This window comes from Streptomyces sp. NPDC014676, assembly GCF_043084105.1.
Taxonomy (GTDB): Bacteria; Actinomycetota; Actinomycetes; order Streptomycetales; family Streptomycetaceae; genus Streptomyces.
On sequence record NZ_JBIBZI010000020.1, the window covers coordinates 1 to 12,605 of the forward strand.

Here is a 12,605-nt window from a genome sequence, read left to right on the forward strand (position 1 = left end):
GGCCCGCGGGTGTGGCCGTGGCGCCCCCCCCGCAGCGCGGGGGCGCGCCCCCCCCCCCCCCCCCCCCCCCCCCGCCCCCCCCCCCCCCCCCCCCCCCGGCAGAGCGTCGGGCAGCCGCAACACGCGTACGGGCGGCATCGGCAGCGCGAACACCTTGGCCGACGGGATCGAGGTTGATCAGCTCGCGGTGCACGCGACGTATCCGCAGTGCCAGATCGACGTGAAGACGGGGACGCTTGTCGCGAACATCGGCGACAGCGCTGGCGCTGACCCCCAGGCGTAAGTCGAGGATGGTGGCGGGCCACCCCGCGCGAGCCAAGTCGGCCAACAGGACCGATACTTCACCGGAGTCGGTCAGGCCCGGAGAGCCGGGTTCGCGGCGGGCAGAGAGGGGGATGCCGAGTACGGCTTCAGCCGTCGTACGGGCGATGTTGCCCACCGGCTGAGGTTGTGCGGCAGTGCGCAGGAGGCGTCGGACCAGGGTCACTGACAAGCCGGCTCTGTCGGCGATGTCCTGCGCGGACATACCGTGTTGGCGCAGTCGGACGGCGCGCCGGGCGGCGGCATACGGTGGGACGCGCGCGGGCAGACCCCTCAGCCGGTCTTGGACGCGTTGTCGACGGGCCCGGCGTGCCGCCGTGAGGCACTCGTCGCGGGTGCAGCCGTACTCAGCACACGAGGCCTGGCCGTGCCGGACGGCGGACCTCCGGGGCCGACGCTGAGCATGGCCCAGCGCACGAGTAGCAGACGGTTCAGTGGAGAACGGCACGGTGATTCCTGCTGCGAGTACGTGACGCCGGCTTACGGTACGCGGTGGCCGCCGGCGGTACCACTGCCCAACGTGATTGCCCGCACGCCCCCTTCGCTGCCGTCGGCGGGTCCGGCTCGACGGCAACGGCACCCTGCGAGAGGCTCCGGAACGGTCACTCAACCGCGACGCTTCGTGGCGTCCGGGTGTTGCGCAGCGTGCGGAAGGCTCTATCCGAGCACCACGGTCCGCAGCAATTCCGTGGTGCGGTCGATGACTTCCTCCGGGCTCATCGTGGCCAGGAGGCCATCGGCGAGCACGTAGCGGCCGAGAGCGACACCGTTGAGGACGGCCACGATCATTTCGACCTTCGCTTCCGCGTCGTCGTCCGGGGACACCTGCCGGTAGGCGGTCACGCTCTGCTCGCGCATCGCCCGCTGCATTTCTCGTGCCACGGTGCGGTCACTGGTCGAGCTGCGCAGCAACGCGGTGAAGGACTCGGCCAGTTCGCCCGCTTCCATCTGCCGGATGAAGGTGCTCGCGACACGTCGTGGCAGCCCTTCCAGGTCGCCGGCCACGTTCTGGACGATCTGCTGGGGAGCCGCCGCGGCGATGAACAGGTTCTCCTTGTTGGAGAAGTGGAGCATGACCAAGCCGTTCGCCACACCAGCCCGCTTGGCGATCTCCCGGATCGTCGCTCTCTCATAGCCCAGTTCCGCGAAGGTCGCGCGGGCCGCATCGAGGATCGCCGCCCTCTTGGCCTCGGGGTTACGGGTCCTCTTCCTGGTCGTTCCCGGCTGCGGCATAAACCTTACTGTACACCCGTCCATTAATGACCTACTGTAATGAACGTTCGTCCATTAGGGCCTCGCGCAGAGGGCCCGGGCAAGCCACATACAGAGAGAAGTCGCCATGTCGTACCAAGAGCTGGCGGGGTTCAGCCTGACCGTCTCCGAGGGTGTCGCGACCGTCACCATCGACAACCCGCCACTGAACCTGGCCGACGGCACCCTGCTGCCGTCGCTGCGCGCCTTCACCGCCCGAGTACGCCATGACAGCGATGTCCGGGTGATCGTCTTCGACAGCGCGGACCCCGACTTCTTCATAGCGCACGGTGACATGGGCTTCATCATCGATCCGCAAACGGCCGCCGAGGCGGCCGGCGCGGCCATCGCTGCCGTTCCCGACGCAGCCGTGCCGCCGACGATGAACCTCATGCAAGTGGTGCACGAGGAACTCCGCTCGCTGCCGCAAGTCACCATCGGCAAGCTCGCCGGCCTCGCCCGCGGCGGCGGCAACGAGTTCCTCATGGCCCTGGACATGCGGTTCGCCGCGATCGGCACGTCCGGACAGGCGCAGCCGGAGACTCTCATGGGCGTCATCCCCGGCGGGGGCGGTACGCAGTACCTCACCAAGCTCACCGGGCGTGCCCGGGCCCTGGAGCTCATCCTCGGCGGCGAGCTCGTCGACGCCGAACTCGCCGCGGCCTACGGGCTGGTCAACAGGGCGCTACCGGCCGACGAGCTCGACGACTTCGTCGACACTCTGGCCCGCCGCATCGCGCGACTGCGACCGGAGATCGTCGCCGCGGTCAAGACCGCCGTCAACGCCGCAGCCGCGCCGGTCACGCAAGATGGGCTCGGCATCGAGAACGAAATGCTGAGCAGTCTGTTCACACCGGACGCCGCTACGCTCGCTCACAAGCTGCTCGCCGCCGGAGCCCAGACGCGTGAGGGAGAACGTCGTCTGGAGGAGATACTCAACGAGACCCGTGTCTGACGCCACCGCCTGAACCGCGCGGGCCCACAGCACCCGTACCTGGGCACAGCATCGTCGCGGCGCCCGCGTCGGAGAGGACGCACAGGGCTCGGGGCCACAGAAATCCGTCCAGCAAATGCACCATCACCGCAGTGGGCGGTGACTGAGCGCCCGCTCGTCGAGTCTGACGGGAGCGCCTTCCCGCCTGGATCACGGTGGAAGCCGGCCTGTCGTCACTGGGCAAGTCCGCGCCCGAGGACTCGGATGAGGAGTCCTTCGACGTCCTGTGTGACTTCTTCGCCCGGGCCGTGTTCCTACCCGGCTACTCCGACTCCTCCTCGAACGGCACCGAGCCCGACCGCCTTGTGAGACCCAACGACGTGACGCGTGTCTTCGGTCAGCTTTTCATGACTCGTCTCGCCCGTCACCGCTTGAGGCCGACCACCCGGGAGCCGGCGGAGTAGCCAGCTGCCGCCTCCGATCTGCCCGCCGTACACGCTCGGGTCTGGGGACGTCGCGGGCGGCCGGCCAGATGATGAAGCCGTAGCCGTCTTCGGAGAGAACGGCCCAGGGACTCGACGGCCTGCCGACCCCTGGCAGTACTGATCACGTCCGGACAGTGAGGCGACGCACTTCGGATGATCGCGCTTCCGCAGCGCGTGCGAATTCCACGGCCGGGCGGCGGTCACCCGCGCACCCGGCCTGATCACGTCAGCGGCGACAAGGCGTACTCGTCCATCACAACCGCCGCTACCTGCGCAGGCGCCAGATCCAGCAGACCGTTGCCGAACCGAGGAACCAGCGGGCCGACCGGCAACACCGCGGTGGCCGAGGAGGTCCTCGAAGCGTCGGGAGCCGTAGCGACCAGGTACGGCCAGGGCGGACGCCTTCCACGACACCGTCACCCTCGCCGCGATCCGGCTGTGGCTGCGTTCCTGATCACCGGGTGCCCCTCACTCACCGGGATGACTTTGATGCCCGAGCAGGCCGAGCGCCTTCAGTACAGTGACACACAGGGTCGTCCATCCGATGAACGCGCCACCGCCAGACAGCACCGCCCCGGCCACCGGCGCTCCGGCCGCATGTGAAAGTGCCCCCGCCACCACCGCCACGAGCAGCGACGACACGAATGACAAGAGCGTGAGAAGTACCTGAGCGGAAAAGGTCAGCCTCACCAGTCGATCCCTTCACGAGGATGGTCGACCAGTCGGCGGGCAGCCTCAGCTCGACCACCGATCGCGATGGCGCGCTGAGGCTCTGCGACGATGAGAGACTCACGGTGCTCGTCGTCTGTCGAGAGGAGCACTGTCCCCCATCGGACACGTCGCCAGTGCTCTGCCGCTCTCAAGTGAGCAACACGGAGCCTGGCGGGAGGCGTTGAGGATCGCCACCGTCCGCGACGGGGCGGCTGGCCGGTCGGACGCCGCCCAACAGGGTGGTGCCCCCATCGGGCAGACCCCAGTCGCGACGTTCCTGTTCCGATCGGCGCGGCAGGACCGACTCGCGCACCGCCGCGAGGCGTTCCACGTCGGCGACCGCCCGCTCGACCACCGCCACCCGGCCGTCGGGCAGTACCCCGGCCCGCGTTGGTGCGGACCTCGGCGAGGACCTCTTCAGACGTGAACGCCCGGCAACTCCGGCCGTCAGGCGTGAGCAGCGCGGTCGCGCTCTTCGCAGAGGACACCCCTGCACCCCAGGTTGTCTATATAAGGAACCTGATATAAGGTTCCTTATATAGAACCTTCGTGGACTCGCGCGAGAAAGAGAGGGCGCCATGAGCGAACCCATCACAGCCGGCAGCCTCCGGCCCACCCGTACCGGAGCCGCCACGGTCCACGTCGACTCCATCGGCCCGGTCGAAGTGACCGTCCAGGACCGCGACCGCACCCGCCCGTTCCTGCTGCTGCACGGTGGGGGCGGCGCGGCGACCATGGCGGGATTCGCCGACCTGCTGGCCGAACGCACCCACGCCCGGGTTCTGATGCCCACCCACCCCGGATTCGGCGGCACCCCGAAGAACGCCGGCCTCACCGGCGTCTCCGACCTGGCAAGGACCTACGTGGCGCTGCTGGAGGCACTCGATCTGAGTGACGTCACCCTGATCGGCAATTCTTTCGGCGGCTGGCTGGCCGCCGAGATCGCCCTTCTGGGCAGTCCGCGCGTCAGTGGCGCGGTGATCGTCAACGGAATCGGCATCGAGGTCGACGGCAGTCCGATGACCGACGTCAGCGGCCTGACACCCGCCGAACTCCAGGCCCACTCCTTCCACGACCCCCGCAGGGCGCCCAGCCCGCCGCTCGGCGGCGGCAAGGGACCGAGCCCGGACATCCCTGCGCTCATCGGCTACACCGGCCCTACGATGTCCGACCCGACGCTCGCCGAACGGCTCGGCGACGTGCGTCTTCCCTTTCACGTGCTGTGGGGCGAGAGCGACCGCATCGTCACCCCGGAATACGGCAAGGCATACGCGGCCGCGATCCCGATGGCGACGTTCACGCCGCTCCCCCGCACAGGCCACATGCCCCAGGTCGAGACACCCGAGGAGCTGTTGGGCGCGCTGCTCGACCTCGCATGTCGCTGATCGGTGATCGGTCAGCAATGACAACCGCCCGCACACTCACCTCAGCCAAGGAGAACCCCGCGTGAGTACCCCCTTGAAGGTGACCCGGATCGGTCATGCCTGCCAGCTGATCGAGTTCGGTGAGATCCGTGTACTGACCGACCCCTGGTTCACCCAGACCGCGACCTACTATCCGGGGGAGCCGATCCATCTGACCGTCCAGGAACTCGGCCGCGTCGATGCCGTGGTGGTGAGTCACGAGCACTACGACCACTGCGACCTGGACGCCCTCGTCACCGGCGGCTTCGACCTCGACACGCCGCTGATCGGTCCCGGCACTGTCGCGACCATCGCCCGCGGCAAGGGCTTTTGTGACGTCCGGGCCGTCGAGGCCTGGGAGGCCACCACCGTCGCGGGCCTCACCGTGACGGCGACCCCGGGCCGGCACGGAGTCCACGAGGTCACCTTCATCATCCAGGCGGGTGGACGAACGGTCTTCTTCGGAGGAGATTCCCTCCGCGTCCCGGAACTGGACACCATCCCGGAGCGTTTCGGCCACATCGACCTGGCCATCCTGCCGACCAACGGCCTGTGTGTCAGGCCGGCCAACCATCAGCAGGTCGTCATGGACGCCGAACAGGCTGCGGGCCTGACCGCCGTCCTCAGGCCGACCCTCGCCGTGCCTCAGCACTACGCCTTTCACAGCGGTCGACTCGGTGACCAGATCATCACCAAGTCCGATCAGGATCCGCGCCACTACGCCGACGCGGTCGCTCGCATCGCGCCGGAGATCGATGTTCGGGTGGTCCTCCCCGGGGTCGAGGTGACCGTCTCGTGAGCCTCGCCGTCGTGCGGGAATTCATGCCGAGGATCAGCGACGGAGTCGGGTCCGGTGAACGACCGCGAGATCTACCTGGACGCGGAGGCGCCTGCCCGATCCCTTCTCGATGCCGGGATGAGGGGCCACATCGCCTGCACCGCCGCGCTACACCGTGGGCGCGGTATACCTCCGACCGTTCCGCCGCGCCACGCAACCGCCGAGCGCAGACGACGAAGCCTGCTTCGGGGCCGCGTCACCGCATAGGATGCGTCGCGTAGCTAAGGATGCTGAGATCGAGGGGTGCACACCGTGACTGCCTTGGCATTGCAGGACGTCGGACTCGCGGTCAAGCGACTGCAATGGCAGCACCACCGCGCGGCGAACACGCACTTGAGCGAACTCGGCCTGTCCTTGCCCCAGTGGGACGTTCTGAGACACCTGCACGCCCAGCCGGATGCTTCCCTGCACGCGCTCGCGGTGCTGACGTTCCAGACCGATCAGTCCATGGGAACGCTGGCCGGGCGGATGATCGATCGAGGGCTTATCGAGCGGGTCGACGGCCCTGGTCGCGCCGTGCGTCACCGCCTCACCGAGGAAGGGGAACGACTTCGGCTCGAAGGGGCCGGGGTCGTCGACCGTGTCATGAAGCACACCCTCGGCCGATTGACGCCGGACGAGCTGGCAACTCTGCACGAGTTGCTGCTCAAAGCAAATCCCCGCGAGCAGGACTGACTCCTGTCGGCCGCCTTGATGTGGCGGCCTGCTCCGGCACCGCCGCACGGGTGCTGCGGCGGCCCTGGAGCTGAGTGGCTCCGCCGTCGACGGCGAGTTCGGCGCCCGTCGTGTAAGTGGCATCGAAGGCGAGGAACGCGACCGCCTCGGCGATCTCCGCCGAGTCCCCCATGCGTCGCATTGGGTTGCTCTGCATGAACTGTGTGGTCAGTCGCGCCGCGAGATCCGCAGGAAGAGACCGTTCCAGAATTCCCCTGTCGATCGGACCAGGACTGATCGCGTTGGCCCGGATACCCCGGGGCAGCGGCTCGCGAGCCAGAGAGCGGGTGATCGATCGCTCTGCGGCCTTCGTGGCCGAGTAGACGCTGGAGCCCTCCAGGGCCTTGCCGTGTGCCGCGGGGGTGGTCAGAACGATCGCGCCGTTTTCCTCGATGAGCGGCGTGAGTCTCTGCGCCGCGAAGAAGATTCCTTTCACATTCACGGCGAACAGGGAGTCGCAGGTTCGCTCGGAGGTCTCGGAGACGGTGTCGGACGTCGTGATTCCCGCATTGAGGAAGAGCGGGTCCATGCCGCCCAGCTCGGTGCGGATCCTTTCGAAGAGACCATCGTTGTCCTCGAACGAGGTCACATCACTGCGCATGATCGCGGCCCGTTCACCGATTTCCTGATGTGAGCTTCGGATGGAGCGGTCCGAGGCTCCGGTGCCCGGTACAGCAGCTCCGCGATCGGCGAAGTACCGGGCGGTGGCCAGCCCCATACCGCTGGTGCCGCCGACGATGACGATTCTTCTGCCGGCACACTCAGTCATGGCTCGTCTGTCCTTCGTGTGATCAAGCGCGGTAGACGCCGGCGTCGATGTCCGCGATCCGTCCGGGCCACTCGGGTTTCGGTCAGTCCGCCTCGCGCTACGCAGACTCCTGGCGGGCCGTGCATCACCGCGGGGTACTTCGGAGACGCCGACGCCCTCGGAACGGCGGAACAACGCCGAGCACCGCACAGCACAGAAGGGTGGCCAGGCCGAGTGGTACCGGAACCGCGCACTGCATGTGGCCAGAGTGGAGCGGGGTCACGGGCTCAGGCGAGCGTCGGCCCGCGGCGACCGACAGCAGACCGACCAAACAGACGTCACCCCCGCTCCGGCAATCGCCGTCCGCCAGGCTGTCCTGGTGACCCGGCCAGTGCCGCGGTTCCGCCCAAGGCGTGCCGGTGGCGCGGAGCACCGAAGCGGCGGACCTCATCGAGTACGGCCGCACACCGACCGGGAACCCCTGGCTGAAGCGCGCCGACAGGCCGCGTGTTGCCGGATGGCGAACTAGCGCGGCCTCAAGCCGTCGACGACGATGGTGAGCAGGCGGCCGAGCTGGTCCCGCTGCTCGGGGGCACCGGCCACCGAGAGCACGCTGGCGAGGATGCTTCCGACGTCGATCGGATCGATGTCGCTACGCAGTTCTCCCGCTTCGGCGCCGGCCTTGAGCATCATCGCCAGGATTCGCTGGACCTCGTCGCAGACCGGTCCGGTGCCGAAGCGTCCGGAAGCACTCATGGCGACCAGAGCTTCGCAGATGCCGCGCCGTTCGCTGGCCCAGTCGGCGAAGCGGCGCATCCAGGCGTGGAGAGCCTCGGCGGGCCGCTCCGTCTCCAGCAGGACGAGCGCGTCATCGCGCAGCGGGCGGATCTGGTCGCGGTAGACCTCTTCGACCAGATCCTCCCGGGTGGGGAAGTGCCGGTACAGGGTGGCGTTCCCCACGCCCGCGCGTCTGGCGATCGCGTCAAGTGAGATCGCCTGCCCGGAGGCGAAAACCTCGGTTGCGGTGGCGATCAGATGCTGGCGGTTGCGTTGAGCATCGGCACGCAGAGGGCTCCGTCGAGGTGTCATGGCCTTCGCGATCGGGAGGGTCGGGTGACATGCGGCGAACGAATCGGGGACATCTCCGTTTAGTGTACAGTGACGAAAACGGGGACCTCCCCGTTCTTCCGGAGTGCCCGTCCCCCACAGCAAGACGAAAGGCCAGGGCCTCATGCCCACAGCACTCATCACCGGTGGTACGACCGGAATCGGCAGAGCGACCGCCGAACTACTGCACGCCCGTGGTTACCGGGTCGCCGTCACGGGGCAGAACCGCGATTCCCTGGCGCGAGCACGGGCCGAGCTTCCCGGTGATGTACTCGTCCTCCGGTCCGACGCGCGTGTTCCGGCCGACACCGACGCCCTCATGAGGACGGTTTCCGAGCAATTCGGCTCCATCGACCTGCTGTTCCTCAACGCCGGGATCTTCCGGCCGTCACCGGTGGCCGACGTGACGGAGGAATCGTTCGACGAACAGGTCGACATCAACTTCAAGGGTCAGTACTTCACCCTCCAGAAGGCGCTCGCCCTCATGAACGACGGGGGATCGATCGTCCTCACCGTGGGTGTCGGAGCCCGTCGCGGCAGCCCCGGCGCCACCCTGGGGGCGGCGACGCGAGGTGCCCTGCTGGCAATGCTGCCCTCGCTCGCGCTCGAACTCGCCCCGCGCGGCATCCGCGTCAACGCCGTGAGCCCGGGAGCGACCGACACCCCACTGCTCGACAAGTTGGGAGTGCCTTCGAGCGGCCGGGAGGCCATGCGCGCGAAGATCCCCTTCGACCGCTTCGGATCCAGCCAGGAGGTCGCGGAGGTCGTCGCCTTCCTCGCCTCTGACGCTGCGAGTTACGTCACCGGTCAGGACGTCACGGTGGCCGGCGGTTACGGACTCGGCGCCTGAAAACGAACTCATACCCACACACCACACACCACCATGAGCAGGAGAAGCCCGATGCCACTCACCCTTGACACCTACCGGCTGCTGGGTCGTTCCGGCCTGCGCGTCTCACCGCTGGCCCTGGGCGCCGCGACGTTCGGAACGGAATGGGGCTGGGGCGCCGAACGCGAGGAGGCGCGCAAGCTCTTCGACCGCTACACCGAACTCGGCGGCAACTTCTTCGACACCGCCAGCACCTACACCAACGGCAGCTCCGAGCGACTACTGGGTGAATTCGCCCGTGGCGACCGCGACCGTCTGGTGCTGGCGACGAAGTACTCGACCCTGCGCCGGCCCGGTGACCCCAACTCCGGGGGAACGCACCGCAAGAGCATGCTGGCGTCGGTGGAGGCCAGTCTGCGCCAGCTGGACACGGACTACATCGACCTGCTCTACCTGAACATCTGGGACTTCAGGACGCCGGTGGAGGAGATCCTGCGCGGTCTGGACGACCTGGTGAGGCAGGGCAAGGTCCTGTACGTGGGTATCTCCAGCGCCCCGGCCTGGCAGGTGTCGCGCATGCAGGCGATCGCCGACCTGCGCGGCTGGTCGCCACTGGTCGCGCTGGAGAGCGAGTACAGCCTGATCGAGCGGACGGCCGAGCGTGACCTGATCCCGATGGCACGCGAGATGGGCCTCGGCGTGGTCCCCTTCTCCCCGTTGGGCGGCGGGGTGCTCACCGGCAAGTACAGCCGGGAGGACCAGAACCCGGCGGGCTCCGTTGTCGGCGAAACCGCCGGCAGCCGCAAGAGCCTCAACGTCGCCCTGGGATGGGTCACCGACCGCAACCTTGCCATTGCCGATGCGGTGAAGGAGGTGGCCTCGGAGCTGGGCCGCACACCCGCCCAGGTGGCACTCGCCTGGACCCTGAACGCGCCGGGCGTGACGGCACCGATCATCGGGGCCCGCACCATCGCACAGCTGGAGGACAACCTGGGCGCCCTGCGGGTGGACCTCACTCCTTCCCAGCTGGCCCGCCTCGACGAGGTCAGCGCCATCGACCTCGGCAATCCGCACGGCCTCCTCACCAGTGATCACATCCGCACGGTCACCACAGGCGACATGACGATAGAAACCCGCTGATTCACCTCAGGAGAAGCGGAGTCCAGGGTATGGCACCACCCCTACGACAATCGGAGCATCCTCGGCATGAGTCGGTACAGCGACAAGAACGTGGTGATCACGGGTGGCAGCAGCGGCATGGGGCTCGCGCTGGCGGAGCTGCTGGTGCAAGGCGGCGCCCGCGTATTGATCACCGGCCGTTCCCGGGACAAGCTCGACGCGGCGCGCAAGCAGCTCGGTGAGAACGCCGTGACGTTCCAGGGCGATGTGGCCTCACTGTCCGACCTGGACACGCTCGCCGACCGTGTGAGGAGCGAGCTGGGTTCCGTCGAGGCCCTGTTCGTCAACGCCGGCATCTCACCCCTCACGCCCCTCGAGTCGACGACCGAGGAGATGTATGACCACCTGTTCGCGATCAACGTCAAGGGCGCCTTCTTCACCCTGCAAAAGCTCGCCCCGTCGCTGAGCACGAACGCCGGCGTGGTCCTCACCACCTCGATCGCGAACGTCATCGGCAAGACGGACATGAGCGTCTACGCGGCCGGCAAAGCGGCGCTGCGGTCGATGGCCCGCACCTTCTCGGCCGAGCTGCTTCCGCGAGGGATCCGGGTCAACGCGATCAGCCCGGGTCCCATCGATTCGGGAATCCTCGAGACGATGGGTCTGCCCGAAGAGGCCATCGCCGAGTTCAGGGCCGAGCGGATCGCGAGCAATCCCATGGGGCGTTACGGCACCGTCGAGGAGTTCGCCGAGGCCGCCGCGTTCCTCGCTTTCGATGCGACCTACACCACCGGCATCGAGTTGGCCCTGGACGGCGGGGAAACCCAGCTCTGAGAACCAACGGGATCCACCGGGGCGGGCCGACGAGCGCACTTACGGGCTTCACGCGCGTAACGTGAGGTCCCTGCCTGCAGGACACGCGGATCGTGCCGTATGCGGTGACGACCGAGCGGCCAAGCGCCGCCGGCACGTTCCGTATCCGGGCCGGACCACAGAGAGACGTGAGCGGACAGAAGTGGTTGGTCATGTGACTGTCGGCTCGCTCGTTGATGTAGGCATGGTGAAGCGTCAGTGGCGGCCGTGGATCGTGTCGGATGAACTGTGGTCGCTGATCGAGCCGTTGCTGCCCGAGCCGCCACCGAGGCAGGTGGAAGGGCAGCCGCGCGTGCCGGACCGGCAGGCTTTCTGCGGGATTCTGTTCGTCCAGGTGGACGGTCCAGGACCCGCTTTCAGTGTCCCCGCTCGTCATCCCGTCGATCCTGCTGACACGCTCGACTCCGATGGCGTCGCCTGAACGCCGAGGCGACCGCTGCGGGACCCGCACACCCTCGGCTGGCCGCCCGGCGCCGGCCGTGAGACCGGTCCGCGGGCGGCCGACCCGGGCTCCTCACCCCTGGTCCGGGGAAGGCTCCCGCCTCCGGTGGAAGCTGCCGTCGAGCACGAAGCCGTCCAGACCTCGTGTCAGCACGTAGGCGACGAGGTCCGACGTGCGGTTGATGAATCCGGTGCCGTTGAAGTTCAGCGACGTGTTGCACAGCACCGGGACACCGGTCAGCCTCCCGAAGCGCCCCAGGAGGTCATGCGGGGCGGGATTCTCCTGGGCCGTGACCGTCTGGGTCCGTGCCGTACCGTCGACGTGCGTCACCGCGGGCAGACGCTGCCGGTCGAGCACTTGCCGGAAGTGCAGCATGTACGGGCTGGGTCCGGACCACCGGAAGAATGTGTCCACGTCCTCGACCCGGCGGACCGGGGCGATCGGCCGGTAGTCCTCCCGATCCCTGATCCGGTTCAAGCGCTCCTGCACGTCGGGGACACTCGCCGACGCGAGGATCGACCTGTTGCCCAGCGCGCGCGGCCCGATCTCGCACCGTCCCTGGACCCGGGCGATGACCTGCCCGTCGGCCAGCGCCCGGGCCACACCGTCCGGACCGGACGGATCGTGCTCGAATGGAGGGCCGGGGCCATCCACGTCGTGGCGGAACTCCGCGCCCGCGTACGGGTCCCACGGAATGCGGGCGTCGCCGGTGAAGTGGCGCTGACGACCGGCACGGACAAGTCCGTGGTGGTGATCCCTGACAACTGAGCGCAGCATGAAGGCCATGCGGCGGTCAACTGCACCAGCACACTGCCCGCCGCACCGCTGCC

General features: G+C 68.1%; 12 protein-coding genes and 2 pseudogenes. 9 read left to right on the forward strand and 5 right to left on the reverse strand.

Annotated elements, in window-relative coordinates; translation table 11 throughout:
- Window positions 1-978: 978 nt before the first annotated feature.
- Complete coding sequence (locus ACF1DX_RS35330) at window positions 979-1,554, reverse strand: TetR family transcriptional regulator (protein WP_391795241.1); 576 nt, start codon at window positions 1,552-1,554, stop codon at window positions 979-981.
- A gap of 106 nt (window positions 1,555-1,660) precedes the next feature.
- Between ACF1DX_RS35330 and ACF1DX_RS35335 the strand changes: the two genes are divergently transcribed.
- Together ACF1DX_RS35335 and ACF1DX_RS35340 are read left to right on the forward strand one after the other, a co-directional pair.
- Entirely contained in the window at window positions 1,661-2,527 is an 867-nt protein-coding gene (locus ACF1DX_RS35335; protein WP_391795242.1) for an enoyl-CoA hydratase/isomerase family protein, read from the forward strand.
- A gap of 563 nt (window positions 2,528-3,090) precedes the next feature.
- Window positions 3,091-3,445 (forward strand): annotated as a pseudogene (locus ACF1DX_RS35340) (IS5/IS1182 family transposase); the annotation flags it as partial.
- A gap of 14 nt (window positions 3,446-3,459) precedes the next feature.
- Here ACF1DX_RS35340 and ACF1DX_RS35345 read toward each other — a convergent pair.
- Window positions 3,460-3,681, reverse strand: coding sequence for a hypothetical protein (locus tag ACF1DX_RS35345; protein ID WP_391795243.1), 222 nt, complete (start codon window positions 3,679-3,681; stop codon window positions 3,460-3,462).
- Between the two features lie 599 nt (window positions 3,682-4,280).
- Here ACF1DX_RS35345 and ACF1DX_RS35350 point away from each other — a divergent pair.
- From ACF1DX_RS35350 to ACF1DX_RS35360, 3 genes are all read left to right on the forward strand, one after another.
- A complete protein-coding gene (locus ACF1DX_RS35350; protein WP_391795244.1) occupies window positions 4,281-5,087 on the forward strand; it encodes an alpha/beta fold hydrolase in 807 nt (268 codons plus the stop codon).
- 61 nt (window positions 5,088-5,148) lie between these two features.
- Window positions 5,149-5,904 carry an MBL fold metallo-hydrolase gene (locus tag ACF1DX_RS35355; protein ID WP_391795245.1) on the forward strand — a complete coding sequence of 252 codons (756 nt, stop codon included), beginning with the start codon at window positions 5,149-5,151 and terminating at the stop codon, window positions 5,902-5,904.
- A 291-nt stretch (window positions 5,905-6,195) separates the two neighbouring features.
- Window positions 6,196-6,618: a MarR family winged helix-turn-helix transcriptional regulator gene (locus ACF1DX_RS35360; protein WP_391795246.1), complete on the forward strand. Its 423-nt coding sequence runs from the start codon at window positions 6,196-6,198 to the stop codon at window positions 6,616-6,618.
- On the opposite strand, the gene ACF1DX_RS35365 is transcribed toward ACF1DX_RS35360, so the two are convergent.
- Window positions 6,590-7,426 carry an SDR family oxidoreductase gene (locus ACF1DX_RS35365; RefSeq protein ID WP_391795247.1) on the reverse strand — a complete coding sequence of 279 codons (837 nt, stop codon included), beginning with the start codon at window positions 7,424-7,426 and terminating at the stop codon, window positions 6,590-6,592. The genes ACF1DX_RS35360 and ACF1DX_RS35365 overlap by 29 nt on opposite strands.
- Window positions 7,427-7,930: 504 nt before the next feature.
- The gene (locus tag ACF1DX_RS35370) at window positions 7,931-8,653 is read right to left on the reverse strand and encodes a TetR/AcrR family transcriptional regulator (RefSeq protein WP_391795248.1); all 723 of its coding nucleotides are present in this window, start codon (window positions 8,651-8,653) and stop codon (window positions 7,931-7,933) included.
- On the opposite strand from ACF1DX_RS35370, the gene ACF1DX_RS35375 reads away from it, so the two are divergent.
- The 4 genes and pseudogenes from ACF1DX_RS35375 to ACF1DX_RS35390 all read left to right on the forward strand — a co-directional run.
- Window positions 8,637-9,362 carry an SDR family oxidoreductase gene (locus tag ACF1DX_RS35375; RefSeq protein WP_391795249.1) on the forward strand — a complete coding sequence of 242 codons (726 nt, stop codon included), beginning with the start codon at window positions 8,637-8,639 and terminating at the stop codon, window positions 9,360-9,362. The two genes, ACF1DX_RS35370 and ACF1DX_RS35375, sit on opposite strands and share 17 nt — an antisense overlap.
- Before the next feature lie 51 nt (window positions 9,363-9,413).
- Complete coding sequence (locus tag ACF1DX_RS35380; protein ID WP_391795250.1) at window positions 9,414-10,481, forward strand: aldo/keto reductase; 1,068 nt, start codon at window positions 9,414-9,416, stop codon at window positions 10,479-10,481.
- A gap of 66 nt (window positions 10,482-10,547) precedes the next feature.
- A complete protein-coding gene (locus ACF1DX_RS35385) occupies window positions 10,548-11,294 on the forward strand; it encodes an SDR family oxidoreductase (protein WP_391795251.1) in 747 nt (248 codons plus the stop codon).
- Between the two features lie 223 nt (window positions 11,295-11,517).
- A pseudogene (locus ACF1DX_RS35390) lies at window positions 11,518-11,676 on the forward strand (transposase); the annotation flags it as partial.
- Window positions 11,677-11,847: 171 nt separating this feature from the next.
- On the opposite strand, the gene ACF1DX_RS35395 reads toward ACF1DX_RS35390, so the two are convergent.
- Entirely contained in the window at window positions 11,848-12,552 is a 705-nt protein-coding gene (locus ACF1DX_RS35395) for a carbamoyltransferase C-terminal domain-containing protein (RefSeq protein ID WP_391795252.1), read from the reverse strand.
- Between the last annotated feature and the right edge of the window lie 53 nt (window positions 12,553-12,605).

What these genes read in the sequence shown, in the direction of transcription:
- ACF1DX_RS35330 (WP_391795241.1), bottom strand. Translation starts at nt 1,554, where the DNA reads ATGCCGCAGCCGGGAACGACCAGGAAGAGGACCCGTAACCCCGAGGCC.
- ACF1DX_RS35335 (WP_391795242.1), top strand. Translation starts at nt 1,661, where the DNA reads ATGTCGTACCAAGAGCTGGCGGGGTTCAGCCTGACCGTCTCCGAGGGT.
- ACF1DX_RS35350 (WP_391795244.1), top strand. Translation starts at nt 4,281, where the DNA reads ATGAGCGAACCCATCACAGCCGGCAGCCTCCGGCCCACCCGTACCGGA.
- ACF1DX_RS35365 (WP_391795247.1), bottom strand. Translation starts at nt 7,426, where the DNA reads ATGACTGAGTGTGCCGGCAGAAGAATCGTCATCGTCGGCGGCACCAGC.
- ACF1DX_RS35375 (WP_391795249.1), top strand. Translation starts at nt 8,637, where the DNA reads ATGCCCACAGCACTCATCACCGGTGGTACGACCGGAATCGGCAGAGCG.
- ACF1DX_RS35370 (WP_391795248.1), bottom strand. Translation starts at nt 8,653, where the DNA reads ATGAGTGCTGTGGGCATGAGGCCCTGGCCTTTCGTCTTGCTGTGGGGG.
- ACF1DX_RS35380 (WP_391795250.1), top strand. Translation starts at nt 9,414, where the DNA reads ATGCCACTCACCCTTGACACCTACCGGCTGCTGGGTCGTTCCGGCCTG.
- ACF1DX_RS35385 (WP_391795251.1), top strand. Translation starts at nt 10,548, where the DNA reads ATGAGTCGGTACAGCGACAAGAACGTGGTGATCACGGGTGGCAGCAGC.
- ACF1DX_RS35395 (WP_391795252.1), bottom strand. Translation starts at nt 12,552, where the DNA reads ATGCTGCGCTCAGTTGTCAGGGATCACCACCACGGACTTGTCCGTGCC.